At 65.7% G+C, this 19,115-nt stretch carries 20 protein-coding genes and 1 tRNA gene; 6 read left to right on the top strand and 15 right to left on the bottom strand.

Going from position 1 to position 19,115, the window contains the following annotated elements; genetic code table 11:
- Window positions 1-43: 43 nt before the first annotated feature.
- From KVF90_RS03360 to KVF90_RS03305, 12 genes are all read right to left on the bottom strand, one after another.
- Complete coding sequence (locus tag KVF90_RS03360; RefSeq protein WP_264393438.1) at window positions 44-493, bottom strand: hypothetical protein; 450 nt, start codon at window positions 491-493, stop codon at window positions 44-46.
- Window positions 490-1,362, bottom strand: coding sequence for a carboxylating nicotinate-nucleotide diphosphorylase (nadC, locus tag KVF90_RS03355; protein ID WP_264393437.1), 873 nt, complete (start codon window positions 1,360-1,362; stop codon window positions 490-492). Before nadC ends, KVF90_RS03360 begins: the two co-directional genes overlap by 4 nt.
- Before the next feature lie 79 nt (window positions 1,363-1,441).
- On the bottom strand, window positions 1,442-2,248 hold the full coding sequence (locus KVF90_RS03350) for a LytR/AlgR family response regulator transcription factor (protein WP_264393435.1): 807 nt from the start codon (window positions 2,246-2,248) through the stop codon (window positions 1,442-1,444).
- Window positions 2,245-3,471, bottom strand: coding sequence for a sensor histidine kinase (locus KVF90_RS03345; protein ID WP_264393434.1), 1,227 nt, complete (start codon window positions 3,469-3,471; stop codon window positions 2,245-2,247). The genes KVF90_RS03350 and KVF90_RS03345 overlap by 4 nt, the downstream gene beginning before the upstream one ends.
- An 86-nt stretch (window positions 3,472-3,557) precedes the next feature.
- Window positions 3,558-4,565, bottom strand: coding sequence for a hypothetical protein (locus KVF90_RS03340; RefSeq protein WP_264393433.1), 1,008 nt, complete (start codon window positions 4,563-4,565; stop codon window positions 3,558-3,560).
- Window positions 4,565-5,281 (bottom strand): DsbA family protein, encoded by a 717-nt coding sequence (locus tag KVF90_RS03335; protein WP_264393432.1) that lies wholly within the window; start codon window positions 5,279-5,281, stop codon window positions 4,565-4,567. Before KVF90_RS03335 ends, KVF90_RS03340 begins: the two co-directional genes overlap by 1 nt.
- 43 nt (window positions 5,282-5,324) lie before the next feature.
- Complete coding sequence (locus KVF90_RS03330) at window positions 5,325-6,692, bottom strand: M48 family metalloprotease (protein WP_264393431.1); 1,368 nt, start codon at window positions 6,690-6,692, stop codon at window positions 5,325-5,327.
- 64 nt (window positions 6,693-6,756) lie between these two features.
- Complete coding sequence (locus KVF90_RS17410; RefSeq protein WP_413677002.1) at window positions 6,757-8,526, bottom strand: hypothetical protein; 1,770 nt, start codon at window positions 8,524-8,526, stop codon at window positions 6,757-6,759.
- 100 nt (window positions 8,527-8,626) lie between these two features.
- Window positions 8,627-9,067 (bottom strand): DUF2141 domain-containing protein, encoded by a 441-nt coding sequence (locus KVF90_RS03320; RefSeq protein ID WP_264393430.1) that lies wholly within the window; start codon window positions 9,065-9,067, stop codon window positions 8,627-8,629.
- Window positions 9,064-9,840 carry a sterol desaturase family protein gene (locus KVF90_RS03315; RefSeq protein ID WP_264393429.1) on the bottom strand — a complete coding sequence of 259 codons (777 nt, stop codon included), beginning with the start codon at window positions 9,838-9,840 and terminating at the stop codon, window positions 9,064-9,066. The genes KVF90_RS03320 and KVF90_RS03315 overlap by 4 nt, the downstream gene beginning before the upstream one ends.
- A gap of 46 nt (window positions 9,841-9,886) precedes the next feature.
- Window positions 9,887-10,390, bottom strand: a complete 504-nt coding sequence (locus tag KVF90_RS03310; RefSeq protein WP_264393428.1) for an MmcB family DNA repair protein — start codon at window positions 10,388-10,390, stop codon at window positions 9,887-9,889.
- Between the two features lie 53 nt (window positions 10,391-10,443).
- A complete protein-coding gene (locus tag KVF90_RS03305; RefSeq protein ID WP_264393427.1) occupies window positions 10,444-10,830 on the bottom strand; it encodes a hypothetical protein in 387 nt (128 codons plus the stop codon).
- 155 nt (window positions 10,831-10,985) lie between these two features.
- Here KVF90_RS03305 and KVF90_RS03300 point away from each other — a divergent pair.
- Window positions 10,986-11,062 (top strand) — tRNA-Arg (locus KVF90_RS03300).
- 49 nt (window positions 11,063-11,111) lie between these two features.
- Here the strand turns inward: KVF90_RS03300 and KVF90_RS03295 are convergent.
- On the bottom strand, window positions 11,112-11,867 hold the full coding sequence (locus tag KVF90_RS03295) for a MauE/DoxX family redox-associated membrane protein (protein ID WP_264393425.1): 756 nt from the start codon (window positions 11,865-11,867) through the stop codon (window positions 11,112-11,114).
- Between the two features lie 77 nt (window positions 11,868-11,944).
- Between KVF90_RS03295 and KVF90_RS03290 the strand changes: the two genes are divergently transcribed.
- From KVF90_RS03290 to copC, 4 genes are read left to right on the top strand one after another with little or no spacing between them, the layout of a single operon-like run.
- Window positions 11,945-12,367 (top strand): MerR family transcriptional regulator, encoded by a 423-nt coding sequence (locus KVF90_RS03290; RefSeq protein WP_264393424.1) that lies wholly within the window; start codon window positions 11,945-11,947, stop codon window positions 12,365-12,367.
- A 6-nt stretch (window positions 12,368-12,373) separates the two neighbouring features.
- Complete coding sequence (locus KVF90_RS03285; protein ID WP_264393423.1) at window positions 12,374-14,083, top strand: copper resistance system multicopper oxidase; 1,710 nt, start codon at window positions 12,374-12,376, stop codon at window positions 14,081-14,083.
- Window positions 14,080-14,979: a copper resistance protein B gene (locus KVF90_RS03280; RefSeq protein ID WP_264393422.1), complete on the top strand. Its 900-nt coding sequence runs from the start codon at window positions 14,080-14,082 to the stop codon at window positions 14,977-14,979. The genes KVF90_RS03285 and KVF90_RS03280 overlap by 4 nt, the downstream gene beginning before the upstream one ends.
- 24 nt (window positions 14,980-15,003) lie before the next feature.
- Window positions 15,004-15,387: a copper homeostasis periplasmic binding protein CopC gene (copC, locus tag KVF90_RS03275; protein ID WP_264393421.1), complete on the top strand. Its 384-nt coding sequence runs from the start codon at window positions 15,004-15,006 to the stop codon at window positions 15,385-15,387.
- An 11-nt stretch (window positions 15,388-15,398) separates the two neighbouring features.
- On the opposite strand, the gene KVF90_RS03270 is transcribed toward copC, so the two are convergent.
- Both KVF90_RS03270 and ald read right to left on the bottom strand, forming a co-directional pair.
- Window positions 15,399-17,228 (bottom strand): DUF885 domain-containing protein, encoded by a 1,830-nt coding sequence (locus tag KVF90_RS03270; protein WP_264393420.1) that lies wholly within the window; start codon window positions 17,226-17,228, stop codon window positions 15,399-15,401.
- 86 nt (window positions 17,229-17,314) lie between these two features.
- Window positions 17,315-18,409: an alanine dehydrogenase gene (gene ald / locus KVF90_RS03265; protein ID WP_264393419.1), complete on the bottom strand. Its 1,095-nt coding sequence runs from the start codon at window positions 18,407-18,409 to the stop codon at window positions 17,315-17,317.
- Window positions 18,410-18,545: 136 nt separating this feature from the next.
- Here ald and KVF90_RS03260 point away from each other — a divergent pair, with 136 nt between their 5' ends.
- Entirely contained in the window at window positions 18,546-18,986 is a 441-nt protein-coding gene (locus KVF90_RS03260; protein WP_264393418.1) for an Lrp/AsnC family transcriptional regulator, read from the top strand.
- Window positions 18,987-19,115: the final 129 nt, after the last annotated feature.

Raw genomic sequence — 19,115 nt, 5'->3', positions numbered from 1 at the left:
CCTGTTGCTATTCTGCCAAAGCTAACATGCTGAACGCGGTTGTCTATTCGAAGAGCGCAGGATCATCCTCTCCCCTGTGCGCGAACCAGCGGTTGCTCGCGGGGGTGAACAGCAGCGCGACGGCCGCTGTGCCCAGCAGCAACGCCGCCCATTGCTCCGGCGCGATCAGGATTAGCTGGTCGGGGCTGTCCGCTGCCACTGCGACGATGGTCAAAAGCTTGATGCCCGCCATCAGGGTCACCAGCCAGCGGGCGAAGCTGATGGCTGACAGCCACACCATCGCAATCGGGATCAGCGCGATCGAAAGCCATGCGCTGTGCCACACTATCAATGCATCGCGCGTCCAGCCGATGGCGGGATACATCCGCTGGAGCATCGCCAATCCATCGGCGATATCGAGCATCCGTGCGACATAGGGCACCAGCGCGGAGACGAAGAAGAGCGCGGCGAACAGGCCAATACTCGCCGGACGCCGCCGCGAAAGCGGGATCATAGCGGCTTGAAATCCAGCCCGATGTCAGCGGCGGGTGCGCTCTGCGTGAGGCGGCCGACCGAGATGTAGTCCACCCCGCTCGCGGCCTTGGCGGCGATGGTGCCGAGGTTCACACCCCCGCTCGCCTCGGTCGGCACCCGACCTGCGACCATGACCACGGCCTCGGCAAGGGTGGCGGGGTCCATATTGTCGAGCAGCAGGTGATGCGCGCCTGCGGCAAGCGCCGGTTCGATCTGGTCGAGGCGGTCAACCTCGCAGATGATGCGCGTGACGCCTGCATCGCGCGCGCGCCGCACCGCCTCGCCGACCGATCCGGCGACCGCGACGTGGTTGTCCTTGATCATCGCGGCATCCCACAGCCCCATCCGGTGGTTCTGCGCGCCGCCCTGGCGGGTGGCGTATTTCTCAAGGAAGCGCAGGCCGGGAATGGTCTTGCGGGTGTCGAGCAAGGTGCAGGCCGGGTTGCCGCCCGGCCCCCGCATCGCCGTGACATAGGCCTGCGTCATGGTGGCGATGCCCGAGAGATGCTGGACGATATTGAGCGCGCTGCGTTCGGCGGTCAGCAACGCGCGGGCGCGGCCCTCGATGCGCATCAGGTCGGTTCCGGCAGGCACCTTGTCGCCATCATGCACCAGCGTTTCGAGGGTGCAATCCGGGTCGAGGTGGCGGAAGAAGGCTTCGGCCAGCGGCAGGCCCGCGACAACGATGGCATCGCGGCTGTCCATCACGCCGGTGAAGCGCGCATCGGCAGGGATCACGCTCTCACTGGTGACATCGCGCCCGCCGCCGGGAAGGCCCGCGCCAAGGTCTTCGGCCAGCGTTTCGCGGATGAATGTGGCGAGGTCGAAGCCGGGGAGGGTGAAGGTCATGCCATCACCCTAGCCTCTAGACCTGAACTTAGTCGAGAGACTTACCCCGCCCCGGGTCAAGCCCGGGGCGGGGTGGCCATTAGTGTACGAACCTTGCGACCACATCCCTGTAGCTGCGCGAAACCTTCACCTCCGCGCCGCTTTCCAGCACCAAGAAGCATTCGCCGTTGGTGTGCGGCTTCACCTGCCGGACCAGATCAAGGTTGACGATCGTCGAGCGGTGGACGCGCTGGAACTTGCGCGGGTCGAGGCGGCGCTCAAGGTCCTTCATCGTCTCGCGCAGCACCAGCGAATTGTCGCCGGTGGAGATGATCATGTAATCGCCCGCGGCCTCGATATGCTCGATCGTGTCGACTTCGACGCGGAAGATCTGGCCGCGGTCCTTGACGTTGATGAGCTTTTCGAAGCGATCGGCGCTTTCTGCGGCGGGCGTGGTGGTCTCGACGAAGTCGGCAGCGCGATCAGGCGCGACTTCGGCGAGCACGTCGAGCAGCTGCTCGGCATCCTCGGCCGATTTCTTCTCGGCCAGACGCTGGCGCACGCGTTCGATGGTGTCGGCGAGCTTCTGTTCGTCGACCGGCTTCATGAGGTAATTGACCGCATTGGCCTCGAAGGCGCGGATCGCGTGTTCTTCGTAGGCAGTGACGAAGACGAACAGCGGCGGTTCGATCTCCATCACGCCCTTCACAACGCTGAAGCCGTCAAAGCCGGGCATCTGGATGTCGAGAAACACGAGATCGGGCTTTTCGGTCTTGATCTTGCGGATCGCCTCGCGGCCGTTGGCGCAGGTGTCGATGATCTCGACGTCCTCGAAGGGCGCGAGCCGCAATTGCAGCCCCTGAATGGCGAGTTTTTCGTCGTCGACGAGAATGGTTCTGATGGTCATGCGGAGGTTCCGATGGTTTTATGGGGGGGGTTGAGGGGGATGATGTTGTCGCTCCCGCCCGCAGCAGTCCCGACGGCTGCTGCGGCAGGTGCTGCCGCCTCCTCGGCTCTTGCGGCCTGAGTGAAGGGAATCTCGATCAGCACGGTGAAGCCGCCCCCAGCTTCCGAACGCGTTTCAAACAGATGATTGTCGCCATAGGCTTGCGCCAGACGGTTGCGGATATTGGCGAGGCCGACGCCGGTCGATACCGGGCGGCCCGGCACCGGATCGCCCGAAATCGCGGCGGGGTAACGCTGCCCCTCATCCACGCCCGGCCCGGTATCCTCGACAGTCAGGCGCAGCCGGTCGCCAATCACGCGGGCCGTCAGCGCAATGCGCGCGCCTTCTTCCTGCGTGCTGACGGCGTATTTGATCGCATTCTCGACCAGCGGTTGCAGCAGCATCGCGGGCAGCTGCGCCGTGAGCGCGGCGTCCTCGATCTCGAAATGGGTGCGCAGACGTTCTTCAAACCGCATCCGTTCGATATCGAGATAGAGCTGCAAGGTCTCGATCTCCTGCGCGAGGCAGACCTGACTGCCCGGCTCGGCGATCAGCGTGTGGCGCAGGAAGCCCGAAAGGCGGGTCAGCATCGCATTGGCAGGCTCGGTCTGCTTCAGCAGCACCAGCGTGCTGATCGAATTGAGCGTGTTGAACAGGAAGTGCGGGTTAAGCTGGTAACGCAGCATTGCCAGCTGTGCGGCTGTCGCCTGCGCTTCCAGCCGTTCCAGCCGGTCAGCCTGCTCCTCCACCGTCAGGAAGAAATTGATCGCATAATAAAGCGCGCTCCACCCGCCCAGCAGGGTGAGCGGCAGGTAGAGCAGGCCGATCAGGCGCTGCGCAAAGGTCGTCTCGCGGCTGCCCGCGTAATAGACCCCCTGCACCCAGGCATCGATCGAGGCGTGCAGCAGCACCGCAAACATCAGCACCAGCGCGGTCAGCCCCCAGGTGATGAGTGGCTGCTGGTGGATGAGCTTGCGATAGATCACCGAAAGGATCAGGCTGATCGAGAAGCCGGTGATGGTGGTGACGAGGATCAGCGCCAGCAGATCGAGCGGCTGCTGGTTGGCCAGTGCCGACACCGCGCGCAGCAGGAACGCCGCGCCCCAACCCGCCAGCTGGAGGTTCCAGAACGCCCGGTTCTTGCTGGCGAAGAACGGCGCCGCCTGGATCTGGAGCACTGCCATAGACGAAGCGGTCTAGCTCATTTCGTCGCAAACCGCACCGCAAAATGGTCATGCCGCCGTGGCCGCGCAACGGCTCGGCGCAAGGATCAGCGCCGGGGCGCGCGCACAAGCCCGCCAGCAGGGTCGATCTCGCGGCGAAAGTGCGTCGCCCAATCGGCCTTGCCTTCGCGTTCCAGCAGCTCTCGCACCAGCCGCACTTCGGCCGCAATCGCTTCGGCCCGTTCGTCCCAGCCTTCGTGTTTGCGCCGGTATTTGAGACCGGAATCGTGCTGCGATCCCCAGCGGGTCATGAAGGTCACGCCGGCCTCCGGATCATAACCGGCATTGGCGAGCAACCAGGGGATCAGCCGGTCGGCCTCCCGCTCGATCACCCGCACATGCTTCCCCTTGCGTCCGTTGCGGTCGAGCCATGCGTCGTGGCCCAGCACATTATGCGCCAGCTCATGCGCGACCAGTCCGGCAAAGACCGCCTCCTCCTGATAGGCGAAGGCGGGAAAGCCCATGCCGATCACCACCCGCTCCCCGTCGGCAACGGCCTTGTCCCCGTCACCCATCAGTTCGAAACGGGTGGCGCAGACGGGGACGGATTCCACGAGCACCTTATCGCCATCGGCGAAGGTGATTGTGACGTTGCCTCTTGCTTTGAGCAGGTCTTCGGCGTGGTCATGAACCTGTTTCAGCCGCTGCCAGTCAAACCGTCCGCCCGCTGGCAGGCTGTTGGGATCAAGCGCGACGAGACCGATGACCTCGCGGTTGCGGGTAAACGCCCCCGTCAGCGCGGCAGGCGATCCGCGCGCGGCGGTCTGCACTGCGAAATCGCGCTTCAGGCCCAAAACTGCGCGGGCGACGGCGGGGGCGCCGTAACTCGCCATGTCTTGCAATTGCAGACCAATCGACGGCGTGACCTTCTGGCAGAAAGGTGCGTTGGCGGAGGCGAGTTGCCAGCCCACATCCTGCAAGCGCTGGTCAGCATCCTGATAGCGCGCGATCGCGGCGCGCTCTGCCGCGTAGTCGAATTTGGGCTGCGGCTCGTCCGCGCGGACCGCAAGCGGCGCCGCTAGAAGCAGGATGCCCGCCAGCAACCTGGCCCGCATCAACCCGCCTCGCTGGCAGCCGTGAGTGCGGCCTTGAGCTTCTCGTAACCGACCGCCCCGCCGAAGGGTTTCTTGCCAGCGATCCAGGCAGGCGTGCCGGTGAAGCCCAATGCCCGGGCGTGATCGAGGTTGCGGGCGATCTCGGTCGAGACTGCCTCGGAGACGGCATCCCGCTCGGCCCGCGCCATGTCTAGACCGGCCGCCTTGGCTGCTGCTGCCACATCATTGGTGGCGAACATGGCGTCGTGGAAGGCGCGGTACTTGCCCTGCAATCCCGCCGCCAATGCCATGCGCGAGGCAACGTCGCTGCCTTCGAAAATCGGCCATTCGCGGATCACGACCTTGAGATCGGGGTCCTCGGCCACCAGCCGGTTCACGTCCTTGAGGCTCGCCTCGCAATAGGGGCAATTATAGTCGGTGAACTCGACCAGCACCCGCTTGCCGTTCGGATTGCCGAGCACGACGCCGGGGAAGGGATCGAACACCGCGTCGCCCATCTGCGCCAGCCGCTTGCCCGCTTCCTGCTCCTCATAGGCCTGCGCCATCTGCGGCAGCATATCGGGGTTATCGAGCAGAAAGCTGCGGGTGCGATTGTCGGCAAGGCCCGAATAGGACCACACCGCCGCACCCAGAAAGCCGAACACCAGCGCCAGCAGCGCGGTCAGCAAGGTCGAGGTCAGCGTGCGCGGCGCATCGGCAGGCGTTTCGGAGGACATGGGCGGTGTGTTCCGTGGATCAGCTAAGGGTTCGCAGGTCTGCCTAGCGCCTGTCGCGCACGCGTTCCAGTTCGGCGCGCGCCTCAAGGGCAACATCCTGCGCGCGGATCCAGTCCGCCGAGCCATAGGGCAGGTTCGCCTCGGCCGCCTGCGCATTGGCGAGCGCCTGCGGGTAGAGCCGGTTCATCACCTGCTGCTCCGCGCTCGCCAGCCGCGCGCGCGGGATGTCACCGCGTGCTTCGTAAACGACGCCGAGCTGGTACCACGCGAAGGGATTGTAGCGATCCCGCCCCACAGACGCGCGCAGCACCTGTTCGGCCTCGGCAAAATTGGCGCGGTCCTCGGTCGCGATCAGGGCGTGGCCGAGCATCCCGGCAATCAGCGGATGGGCGCGGGTCAGTTCGGTCGCGCGGCGCAGCGGCCCCAGCGCGTCCTTCGGTCGCCCGGATTCGAGCAGCACCTGCCCCTTCAGCTCCAGGAACCAGGGATTGTCGGGCTCAAGATCGAGCAGTGCATCGGCCTCCGCCAGCGCGAGATCGACGCGTGCGTCCTTGTGATAGGCATAGGCGCGGGCATAGCGGGCGGGCACGCTGGTGTCGCGCGCGGGAAATGCGTTCATCGTCCGATGCGGCTCGGCCAGATAGCCGTAGAGCTTGGCCTTGGCGCGCACGAAGCGGTCCTGCAGCGCCGGATCGGGTTCCGTATCCCAGTGCCGGTCCTGCTCCAGCAACCCGCGCAGGGTCTGGATCCGGTCGCCGGTGAGCGGGTGGGTGCGGCCATAGGCGGATTCGTCGGACTGGCTGTAACCGGCGCGGATTTCATTGCCGCGCAGCCGCTCGAAGAACTTGATCATCCCCTTGCCCGAAATCCCCGCGCCCGAAAGATAGCGCACCCCGGCAAGATCGGTGGAGGCCTCCTGATCGCGGTTGAACGACAGGAAGCTGCCAAGCGCGGCCTGCTGTCCGGCAGCAATGATCCCCATCCCGGCATCACCCGCCCCGGCCAGCGCCGCGCCGACACCGAGCAACAGCGAGAGGATCGAGATGCCGTTCGCCGCCTTGCTCCGCTCGTTGAAGCGCACCACGTGACCTGCGGTGATATGGCCCAGCTCGTGCGCGAGGACGCCCTGCACCTCGTTAGCGGTTTCGGCGGCATTGATGAGGCCGGTGTGGACGTAGATCACCTGCCCGCCCGCAACGAAGGCATTGATCGAATTGTCGTTGATCAGCACCAGCTCGACATTGCCGGGCTCAAGCTCGCTCGCCTCGATCAGCGGCGCGGCCATATCGAGCAGAAGCTGCTCGGTTTCCGCATCACGCAGGATCGATTGCGCCGCGACCGGGGTGGCCGCGGCGACGAGGCTCGCCAGCAAGGCAAGGCAGAAGGCGAAAGGATGGGGGCGACCGCGCATTGCGGCCATCCTACCGGAGTTGCGGCTGAACGCAAAGTGAAGGCGGGGCGGGGTGCCCCCCTGATCAGCCGAAGAGTTTGCGTGCGGCGCGTTCGATCTGGGCGATATCCTCGGGGATTTCGGCAAGGATTTCCGCGCAGCCGATCTCGTCACGGCGCACCAGCACCAGCGCGAATTCGGGTCCAGCCCCGTCGAGATGTTCGAGCGTGATCGCTTCCAGCGCGCGCAGCTGCTGGGCCAGCGCCTCGCGCACGGCTCCGGCATCCTCGACCGGCTTGCCCTGCTCTTCGCGGCGCAGGCGGCGTTCGGCCTTGACCACGGCTTTTACCCCGCCCTCGGTCTCGGTAAGGAAGCCGGCGAGGCCCCCGCGATCCAGATTCAGGCGGTGCGCGTGGGTCAGCACGGCGGCATATTCGGTCAGACGCGTCTTGTCGTAATCATGCCCGAAGACGAGCTTGACCACCGGCGTCATCGGCGCGCGGTCCTGCACCGTCAGACCGCTTTCGGCGATCAGTTCGGCATAGTCCTCGGGCGCGGCCTGCGCGGCGAGCGAGAAATCGTAGGCGCGGCTGACGGCGGCATAAAGCGCGCTGCGGCTGCGATCCTCGGTGCTGTCGGCAGCGCGTGCGAGTTCGCGCGCGGCGGCGAGGTAATCGTAGAGGCCCGCATCATCGGGAAGGTCATCCGCAATGACGTCATCATCTTCGGACACCGGGTCGGCGACCGTCGGAGCCGCCATTGGAACCGGTGCCGAAACAGGTTCGGGAACGGGCGCAGCCACCACGACAGGGGCGGCGACAGGTTCGGGCGCGAAGCCGTAATCCGGCTCTTCGGCCCCATCTTCCAGCGGTGCGGGCTCCAGCCCGGTCAGGTCGATCGCCTTCTTGGTGGGCGCTTCGATATAGTCGGCGAGCGACGCGAAGCTGTATCCGGGCGCCTCGCCCTCACCTTCGTCCTCGTCATATTCCTCGTCGTCATCGCCGAGGCCGTATTGGCTGAAATCGGGCAGGCTTTCGTCATCGAAGCCGGCACCATCTTCCGGCGCGCCGGTCAGCGGGGTGAGGCCCGCGAATTCATCGGTGTAGGTGTTGGCGAATTCGGACGCGAAATCATTGTAGCCGTTGTCGGGCACGACCTCGTCGGTTTCATGCGCGGGCGAATCGGCCCAATCCGTGACCGGGTCGGCAGGGCGCGGGCCGGGTTCGACGCCAAGCTCGAGCTCGCTCCCGAGTTCGAGCGCCTGATCAATCTCGAGCAGCAGCTCGTCGGCGGTCAGCTGGTCGGCCATTTCCTTCCAGTTGATCACGCCATAGATGAAATCGATGGTCTCGTCGTTGCTCGAGAACGGCAGCAGGATCCCGCGGTAGAGGATCGCAACGCCCGCGTAATTGACGAACTCTGCCTCGAAACCGATCGGCGCCTGATTGGCGAGGATCTGCATGTAGTGATCGGTAATGCGGCTCAGCAGCGAACGGGGCGGCACGTCCGAAAGACGCGTGATGACGCCTTGCGTGCCGCACTCATGGGCGAGCTTGTCGCCAAGAAAGCGCACCGCCGGATTGTCGATCCCGTAGGAGAAATCCAGCAGCACCGAATGCGGGCCGAAATCGGGAAGATCGACCGGGTCGAGATCGTCGATATTGGGGAACATGCGTTCGCCCAGCAGGCTTGCCCAGTGATTATAGGCGCGCACCTGCATGCGGCGCTCGTCCTGGCCGATGGCGTGCGGCGGAAGCTCGCGGCGGCTCGCCGGCCCCGCGCTTTCGTCTTCGGATGCGTCCCAGCCCCGATCCGCGGCTGAGTCGGAATCGAAGGTGCCGCGCAGAGTGTCCATGGCTGTAATCCGCCCCTTGGTGAACCAGTGTCGGCCCGTTCTGGCGCGGTGTGGTAAACATCACGTTAAACGCAAGGGCGTTTGCCGCGAAGGGTGCGACTTAGAGAAAGTACCGCATCTTGATTGTCAGGCGCGCGGTGCCCTCGCCGATGGCCATCACCGCGTCGCTGAACTTGGGCGGCGCCATCTTGACCGGCGCATCGCGAGAGAAGCCGTAGCCTTCCTTGGGCATCATCCCCATCGCGCGGTCGGCCTTGCCGTTGTCGTTCTCGTCATGCAGCAGCGCGATCGCGTAATTGCCGGGCTTCACGCCGGAAAAGCGGATTTCGACCTTGCCGCTGGCGGATACGACCGCGCGGTGGGCCGAAGGGTCCTTGATGCATTTGGGGAAGATGTCCGCCCGCGTGGTCATGCAGGCGCGCACCACGCCCTTGGTCGATCGCAGATCGGTGACGGTAATCACCACATCACCCGCCTGTGCCGGGGTTGCTGCGGCAAGAACCGCCGTGCTGCCCGCCAGCGCCAGCACCGACAGCCTCACGAAGCCACCACCCCCGCGCTGTGCCCGGCCTCGGCCACGATCCGTTTCGACAGACCCTTGTCCGTCCCGCACAGCCGGTCCCACACCCGGAAATAGAGCCCGTAATTGCATCTGTACTCCTCGTGGTGCCGTTCGTGATGGCTGGCCGTTATCAGCCAGTTTCCCAATGGCGAGTGAACAAGCCAGCGCGGGAACATCTCCCACCCCATGTGATTGGTGACCCCCATCACCGTCGCGATCGTGAGCACGAGGCCGAGCATCGCGACATGGATCGGCACCAGAAACACCAGCACCGGCACCACAACCGCGCCGGTCACCGCCTCGATCGGGTGGAAGCTCATCGCGGTCCACGCGGTTGGCGGGCGGCTGTCGTGATGGACGGCATGGGCGAGGCGGAACCATTTGGGCCGGTGCATCCAGCGGTGGCTCCAGTAGAAACAGGTGTCCTGCACGAAGAGGTAGATCAGCACCGAAAGCGGGTGATACCACAAGGGCAGCGCGCTCCAGTCGGCGGTCATCTGCGTCCAGCCGTGGTGCTTCCAGGCCCACAGCACCATCCCCGCAGGCGCGCCATAGATCGCCGCCGACAGCAACGACCAGCGCACCTCGCGCCGGATCTGGGCTGCCTTTCCATCATAGAGGCCGGGGCGGATTTTCGCCGTCGCCAGCGCGAACAGCCCGCTCGTCAGCACATAGCGAAGCGCCACGATCAGAGTGACAGCAAGGCTGACGAACAATAGCGCCAGCGGAACGGGGGTATCGGCAGGGAGCATTGCGCCAATTCTATGCCGCAATTCGCGGACCCGTGACAGCGCAAACTCAGCCGTGCTGATCCAGCGCGGTGCAGAGCGGATCGAGCAGCGCCATGTGCCGCCGCATCGCTATCCGCGCCAGATGCTCGACCTGCGTCTTGCGCCGCGCGGCGGCCAGCGGTTCGAGCGCGGCGGGGCGCAGGATCTCGGCATCGTAACCATCCGCCACGATCACCCCGCAAGTTTCGGGGCGATAGGCCTCGTTTTCCAGCGGCGCACGGTCGAGACCCGGGGGCAGGCCCCAGTAAAAGCGATCGCAGAAGTCGAGATAATCGGGCCACTTGGCATCGCCGAGCAGATCGGCACGCGCGACCTTGATCTCGACAATCACCACCAGACCCTTGGCATCGATCCCCATCAGATCAGCGCGGCGTCCGTTTCTCAGCGGCACCTCGGACAGGCACCAGATGTCGTTACGGGCAAACAAACGCCCGATCCCGCGCGCCACATCGCTCGCGGAAAGCACCGGAGGTGCAAGCGAATCAGGCTGGGAGAGCGGGTTGCCGGACATGGTCCAGCGTTGGAACGAAAGCGGAACGCAGTCAAGTCTGCGCGGTGCGCGTCTCAGGCCGGTTCGGCGGTCGCCAGCACGCTGACCATCGCCGCACGGGCGGCGTGAAATTCACGCCACAGCACCAGTGCGGGGGCGGCGGTATCCTGCCCCCGGCGGGAGAGCGTGCCCAGCGCGGATAGCCCGGTTTCGAGCATTGCCGCGCAGTCGGCCGTCGTCTGCGCCACCAGCGCGCGCTGCCACGGTGTTGCCCGCGCGATCACCGCGCCAAGTTCGCCGCCGATCTCGACCGGCTCGGGCGCAAGCCGCGCCAGCATCGCCAGCGCCGATGCCTTCCCGTGGAGCGCAACCAGTGCCTCGGCCAGCGCCTCGGGCGCGGCCGCATCTGCCGACAGGCCCGCAGGCGGCGAAAGAATCGTTTCGGGAGGAAGCGTGGCCATGGGCGTGAGGCTAGGCGGGCATCCTTGCCGATTGGTTAAGCGCATCCTACCGCGGCGGAGTCGTCCCGCGACGCGACACAATTGTCTAGCGCCGCGCCGCGCCTCTTGCTAAGCGGCGCCCCGCGCGCAAAAATGCATGCACTGCATGGCACCATGCACCCGTAGCTCAGCTGGATAGAGTGCTGCCCTCCGAAGGCAGAGGTCACAGGTTCGAATCCTGTCGGGTGCGCCAACAAGGCCCGCTCCCTTGCCAGAGGGGGCGGGCCTTGTCGGTTATGCGCTCAGGCCATCGCCATCGGGCTGGCCGCCATCCACAGGGCCATCGCGATCATCATCAGGTTCTCGGTCAGCGACACAAAGCCGAGCGGCACGTTGCTGTCGCCGCCGACACAGGCGCACTTCAACTCGCGCCGGTCGATATAGACCGCCTTAAAGACCGACACCGCGCCGATCGTGCCGATGAACAGCGCCACCGGGATCGACACCCAGTCAAGCACACCTGCAACCATCAGCACCCCGGCCAGCCCCTCGGCGAAGGGATAGATCGTGCCGTACGGCACCCAGCGCTTGGCCAGCAGGTCGTAATTCAGGAACATGGTGGCAAACTTGTCGACATTCTGGAGCTTCATCAGCGCCAGCACACACATCGAAAGCCCGATGAACCATTCGGCGGCACGGATGCTGATCGCGGTGCCGTCAACAGCATAGGCGGCCGCCATCGCCATCAGCGCTGTCATGGCGAACAGCGCGATCACCGGGCGGTAGGTGGTCGCATTCGGATCGGCGACTTTCAGACCGAAGTGGCGGCGCAGATCGTCGTAACCGCCGATGCGATGGCCGTCGATAAAGGTCTGCGGCGTGGTGGCGACGCCGTGTTCGGCTTTGAAACGGTCTGTTTCGGCGCGGGTGGTGAGGAGGTGATCCTCGACCAAATAGCCTCTGGATTTCAGCAGATGGCGCGCCTTGAGCCCGTAGGGGCAGGTGTGGCCGGGCATCACCATGCGGTGGAGGACGGCGGTTGGGGTAGCGTTATTCATCACGATTGTTCCCTTGAAAGTTATCGGATGACCCGTATATAGGTCCCGTACTGTAGTACGGTTTCAAGAGGTCAAAAATGAAAATCGGTGATCTGGCCCGTGCGGGCGGTGTTTCGGTCGAGACGATCCGCTTCTATCAGCGCCGCGGGCTGCTTTCGGAGCCGCCGCGCGGCGCAGGGGCACGACGCTATTCGGAAGGCGATCTGGAGCGGCTACGCTCGATCCGTGCCGCGCAGACGGCGGGCTTCACGCTCGAGGAGATTGCCACGCTGCTCGGCCTCGATCACGATGACCGCACCGCCGCCCGCTCCCTCGCCGAGGCGCGGATTGCCGCGATCGACGAGAAGATCGCGACGCTCAAGACGATGCGCGCCGCGCTCAAGGACCTCGTGAAGGACTGCGCACAGGGCGGGGAGGGGCCATGCCCGATCCTCGGCGCCTTCAGCATTTCGCCCAAAACCAACCCCGTCAACAACCAGACCCGCGCCCGGCGCGTATAGGACGTCATGATCCTTTCCCGTCTTTCCCGCCGTCATCTGCTTGCCGGGGCCGGAGCCGTATCGGCCTTCTCCGCGCTGCCCGCATGGGCGCAGGGGCATTCCACGCATCGCCAGCGCGGCGGTGCGCCGATCCGTGTCGGCTTTGACGAGGTGTCGGGCGGAGTGATCGACCTCTCCGTCGGCCACGGCCCGCGCGTGGTGCAGGGGCGCAAGGGCCACGGCATCGCGGTGAACGGTTCGGTGCCGGGGCCGCTGATCCGCCTCAAGGAAGGGCAAAACGTCCGCCTCAACGTCACCAACCACCTTGACGAGGACACCTCGATCCACTGGCACGGACTGCTGCTGCCCTTCCACATGGACGGTGTGCCGGGGATCAGCTTCCCGGGAATCAAGCCGGGGCAGACCTTCACTTACAAGTTCCCGATCCGCCAGTCGGGCACCTATTGGTATCACAGCCATTCCGGGCTTCAGGAACAGCAGGGGCATTACGGCCCGCTGATCATCGACCCGGCAGGCGACGAGCCGGTGCAATACGACCGCGAATTCATCCTGCTGCTTAGCGAGTTCACCCCGCTCCATCCCCATTTCATCATGGACCGGCTGCGGAAGGGGGAAGGCTATTTCAACTACCAGCAGACCAGCTGGAGCGACGATTATCCGCTCACCGCCGAAGACCGCCGGATGTGGGCCGAGATGCGGATGCCGGCGACCGATATCGCGGATGTGACCGGATCGACCTACACCTACCTCGCCAACGGGCGGGGGCCGAAGGAGGGGCTGGAATACCTCTTCACCCCCGGCGAGCGGGTGCGTCTGCGCGTGATCAACGGCGGGGCGCAGACCTTCTTCAACCTGCGCATTCCCGGCCTGCCGATGACGGTGATCGCTGCCGACGGCCAGAACGTGAAGCCGGTCGAGGTCGATGAATTCCAGATCGGCGCGGCCGAGACCTACGACGTCATTATCGAGCCGCGCGCCGAGGCCTATACCATCATTGCCGAAAGCATGGACCGTTCCGGCATGGCGCTGGCCGCGCTGACCAGCCGCTCCGGTGCACGTGCGCCTATTCCGCCGCCGCGCAAGCCCCCGCTGCTCGACATGGGCGACATGGGGATGAACCATGGTGACGGTGGCGGCCACAGCATGGACGGCATGAAGATGCGCGACACCCTGCTGCTGCCGCCCGATGTAAAGGTCGGCCCCGGCATCGACATGGTTTCGATGGCCCCCGTCGACAAGCTCGGCGATCCGGGCCTCGGCCTGCGCGATGTGGAGCACCGCGTGCTCAACTACCGGATGCTCTCCGCGCTGGAGCCCAACCGCGACACCCGCGAGCCGAGCCGCCTGCTGGAGCTGCACCTCACCGGCAACATGGAACGCTACATGTGGTCGTTCGACGGCGAGATGTATTCCGCCGTCAGCGATGTCCCGATCCGTTTCGCCTGGAACGAGCGGGTGCGGGTCAAGCTCGTCAACAACACCATGATGGCGCACCCGATCCACCTGCACGGCATGTTCTTCGAACTGGTCAATGGCGAGGGGCCCGCGCACCAGCCGCGCAAGAACATCGTCATCGTCCAGCCGGGCGCGAGCGCGCAGTTCGATCTCACCGCCAATGAACCCGGCGACTGGGCGTTCCACTGCCACCTGCTCTATCACATGCATGGCGGGATGATGCAGACCGTGACGGTGATGGGGCCGGAGAGCGGGACATGAGGATCGCCCTTCCGCTGCTCGCCCTGCTGGCCGCCGCGCCGCTCGCCGCACAGGACCCGCACGCAGGGCACACAATGCCCGCGCCTGCCCAGGACCCTCATGCCGGGCATGACATGGGCGAAATGGAGCAATCTTCAGCGCCCGGCCCGACGATGGAGACCCCGCCTCCGCCTGAAGCAGGCAGCGGCCCGCCGCGCGCTGCCGACGCGATCTGGGGCGCCGAAGCCATGGCCGCCTCGCGCGAGGACCTGCGCCGCACCCATGGCGATTTCCCCGTCTTCTGGTTCCAGGGCGACCGCATCGAGGCGCAGGTGCGCCAGGGCGAAGACCTCTATCTGTGGGACATTCAGGGCTATTACGGCACCCCGACCGAACGGCTGTGGTTCAAGTCCGAGGGCGAGGGCGAGTTCGGCTCAAACCCCGAGGATGCCGAGGTGCAGGCGCTCTATGCCCGCGCTTTCGCGCCGTTCTGGGATGTGCAGGCAGGGGTGCGCCACGATATCGCCGGGCCGGACACCACCCATGCGGTGATCGGCGTGCAGGGCCTCGCACCCTACATGTTCGAAGTGGACGCCGCGCTGTTCCTCTCGCACCGCGGCGACGTCACGGCGCGCATCGAGGCCGAGTTCGACCAGCGCATCACCCAGCGCCTGATCCTCCAGCCGCGCGTGGAGGCCAATCTGTCGGCGCAGGACATTCCCGAGCTTGGTATCGGCGCAGGGATCGACCAGATCGAGATCGGCGCGCGGCTCCGCTATGAAATCCGGCGTGAATTCGCGCCCTATATCGGCATCGAGCAATCCTGGCGCACCGGCCAGGGCGCCGACTTTGCCCGCTTGCGCGGCGAAGACCCTTCCGCCACCAGCCTCGTCGCAGGCATCCGATTCTGGTTCTGACCCCACGAAGGACGTAACTCCCCCATGCGTATTGCTGCCCTTTTTGCCGCCCTCGCCCTGACTGCGCTCGTCCCCGGCGCTCCGCTCCTCGCGCACGTCAAGCTCGCCGCATCAACCCCGGTAGCAGGCGCCAAGGCCAAGGCCCCCAAGGCGATCACGCTGACCTTCAGCGAAAAGGTCAATCCCGCCAAGGCGACCGCCGCGATCATCATGACCGCGATGCCGGGCATGGCGAACCACGGCGAAATGCCGATCCGCAATTTCACCACCAGCTGGTCGGCGGACGGCAAGACCCTGACACTGACGCTCAAGAAGCCCCTGCCGTCCGGCAGCTATGACGTGCGCTGGCAGGCCGCCGCCGCCGACGGCCATGCCATGACCGGCAAGGTCAGCTTCGACGTTGGATAAGCGGCTCGGGGTTAACCGGCTTTCGCGGCGATCCACTCGTCGACACGGCGCTCAAGGATCGACAGCGGCTGCGATCCGCTGGCGATCAGCAGGTCGTGGAAGCCCTTGATGTCGAACCGCTCGCCCAGCGTCTTTTCGGCGCGGGCGCGCAGTTCCATGATCTTGAGCATTCCGATCTTGTAGCCGGTCGCCTGTCCGGGCAGCGTGATGTAGCGCCGCACTTCGGACCGTGACCGCTCGATCGGCTGGCGGCCGGTGGTGTTCATGTAAGTGACCGCCTCGTCCTCGCTCCAGCCCATCGCATGCAAGCCGGTGTCGACCACCAGCCGCGCGGCGCGGAACAGTTCGGCGTCGAGGCGCATGAAGTCCGCCGCGATATCGGGGAAGGCGTCCATCTCCTTGCACAGCGCCTCGGCATAGAGCGCCCAGCCCTCGCCGAATGCGACATAGCCGGTGACGGCGCGGAACTTCGGCCCGCCCTGCTGGCGCACCTGAATATCGCCCTGCATGTTATGCCCGGGCACCGCTTCATGGCACATCAGCGTGTACATCGCCGCCGGATCGGGCACGGTGCCGACGAGGTGGACATAGGTCTTGGCCGGGCGCTTGCCGTCGGGGCTGGGCGCAGAAGCGTGCGCAGCGCCGCCTGCGACTTCCGAGAAGGCAGGCTCGCGCACCACCTCGATGCCATAGGCCGGGAGCGTTCCGAAATAGGGCGCCAACAGCGTGCGGGTGCGCGCGACGAAGGCGTTGGCGGTGTCGAGATATTCCTTCCTCGCCGCATCATCATACTGGCGCGGGGGGTTCAAACGGGCGCGCTCGGCATAATAGGCGTGGCGGTCGGCGAAACCGGCCTGCTTGGCCAGTGCATCCTGCTCGGCCTCGATCCGCGCGACTTCGGCGCGGCCGGTCGCGTGGATCTCGGCGGCGGTCATATCGGTGGTGGTGTTGAGCTTAAGCTCGTCGGCGTAATAGAGGTCGCCGAAGGGAAAGGTCAGCGCGCCGACCACGCCGCTCGGGGCATCGGGCAGGCTGCGCTCGGCCCATGTGATCACCCGGCCATAGGCGGGCGCCAGCGCGAGGATCGCGTTGCGGGCCTCTTCCAGCAAGGTATCCGCCTCGCCCTGCGGCAGCTTGCCTTCGGTAACAAGCGCGGCGGTCTTGGCCTTCACGTCCGCCCACAATGCCGCATCCTCGCCCTCCCCGTAAGGCGCGCCCGAGATCAGCTGCTTGCTGCCGGCGATGATCGTCTCGATCTGGAAGCGCGGCGGATAAATCCCGGCTGTCTGGCTCTGCTGGGTGCGCCAGATGGCTTCATCAAGCACGGCGGGAATCCCGCGCAGCCGGGCGATGTAATTCTTCAGGTCCGTCACATCGGCGACGGAATGGGTGTTGATCAGGAAATCGGGCAGCTGGCTGTGCGCCGAATAGAGCCGCGAATAGAACGGCGGGCGATAGATGCGGTTCTTGTAGGCCAGACTGGTGCGTTCGGCCTCCAGCGCCCAGATGTCAAAATTGACCTGACCTTCGGGGGACAGCTTGGCGCGGTCGAATTGCGCGCGCATCGTCTCGACGCTCTTCATGCGCCAATAGCCTTCGGCGGCAGCAGCGCCATCGCCGATATCGTCCCAGCGATCCCCGCCCGCCTTGATCCCGAGCCGGGTCGCGAGCTGCGGCCTCAATCTCAGCAATTTTTCGAACTCGGCGTCGAGGAATGCGGTGAGGCGGGCGTCCTCGCTCTGCGTGGCACTGGCAGCGGGCGTTTGCGCCAGCACGGATGCGGCGGGCAGCATCGCGGCGGCGAGCGCCGTCGCGACGGTCAAGGAAAGCTTGTGCATCATCGAAGGTCCCTCATCGCGCAAGATTGCAGCGCAGGCCGCTGGGGTAGCGGGCAAAGGAATCCGGATGAAGCCCCTTTCTTGCGGCTCTAGCCGAGCGGCATGTCCAACGCCTCGGCAACCGCGGCGATGCGCAGCTTCCCTCCCGACACATTGAGCCCTGCGGCCAGATGCGGGTCGGCCGCCATCGCGCCTTCCGCGCCCAGATTGGCGAGCTTCAGCACGAAGGGCAGCGTCGCATTGCCGAGCGCCATGGTCGAGGTGCGCGCCACCGCGCCGGGCATGTTGGCGACGCAGTAGTGGATCACGCCGTCCACTTCGAACACCGGGTCTTCGTGGGTGGTGGCGTGGCTCGTTTCAAAGCAGCCGCCCTGATCGATCGCGATATCGACCAGCACCGCGCCGCGCCGCATGGCGCGGACCATGTCGCGGGTGACCAGCTTGGGCGCGGCAGCCCCCGGCACCAGCACCGCGCCGATCACCAGATCGGCCTCGCGCACCGCATCGGCAATCGCCGCAGACGAGGCAAAGGCGGTCTTGATGCCGTTGCCGAACTGCGCGTCCAGCTCGGCCAGACGGCGGTTGGAGATATCGAAGATCGTCACATCGGCGCGCAGGCCCACGGCCATCTGCGCCGCGTTCACGCCCGCAACTCCGCCGCCAAGGATCACGACCTTGCCAGGCTCCACCCCCGGCACGCCGCCCAGCAACACGCCGCGCCCGCCCTGATGCTTTTCGAGGTAATGCGCACCGCACTGCACCGACATGCGCCCGGCGACTTCCGACATCGGCTTCAGGAGCGGCAGGCTGCCATCAGGGCCGGTGACGGTTTCGTAGGCGATGCAGGTCGCGCCGCTTGCCATCAGCCCTTCGGTCTGCGGCTTGTCGGCGGCGAGGTGGAGATAGGTGAACAGCAGGTGGTCAGGGCGCAGCATGGCGATCTCGACCGCCTGCGGCTCCTTGACCTTGACGATCATCTCGGCGGCTTCGAACACCGCCGCCGCATCGGGAAGGATCGACGCGCCGGCCGCCACATAGGCGCTATCCGCGAAATCGACGCCGAGACCTGCGCCGCTCTGAACCACGACATCGTGACCCGCGCGGGTCAGTTCCGCCACCGCTGCCGGGGTCAGGCCGACGCGGTATTCGTTGTTCTTGATCTCGGTGGGAACGCCGACGCGCATGATCTCTCTCCTGCTTGTTCTCTGGCGCGCGGTTTAGCAGGAAGGGCCCGCGCATTCTTCGCAATGATCGGCTTGGGCCGGCCTCTGCGCGCGCAAATCTTGCGTGGTGCGGGCAAATGTCGCATGGATTTCGCGCATGGACCGCATCGACCGGAAAATTCTTGATCTGCTGGCGGCTGACTCGCGCCTCACCGGAGAGCAGCTGGGGGAGCGCGTCGGCCTGTCGCCCTCTGCCGCGCACCGGCGGGTGAAGGCGCTGGAGGAAAGCGGGGCGATCACCGGATACCGCGCGCGGTTGTCCAAGGCGGCGCGGGGTAATCCCTCGACCGTGTTCGTGCAGGTCACTCTCACCGACCAGCGGCAGGCGACCATGCTCGCCTTCGAAGACGCGCTGGCGGACACTCCGCAGGCGGTGGAGGCCTATCTGATGAGCGGCCAATCGGACTATCTCGTCAAGGTGCTGGTGCGCGACGACGACAGTTACGAGCGCATCCACCGCGAGATTCTGTCGGCCCTGCCCGGTGTGCAGCGGCTGGTCAGCCAGTTCACGATCCGTACATTGGAGGGCGGCGAGTAGCCGATCCCGCCCGGGCCGTTGTCGTAGGAAGTTCTGGCAAAACGTTCGTCGCACGGTGGCCATGCCCGACCGCACGCATCCTTGTTTTCGCGCGCGGAAACCCGATGTGGCCCCGATGTCGAGGCGCCG

The sequence above is a fragment of the Porphyrobacter sp. ULC335 genome (assembly GCF_025917005.1).
Lineage (GTDB): Bacteria > Pseudomonadota > Alphaproteobacteria > Sphingomonadales > Sphingomonadaceae > Erythrobacter.
This window is presented reverse-complemented; position numbering and strand designations above follow the sequence as displayed.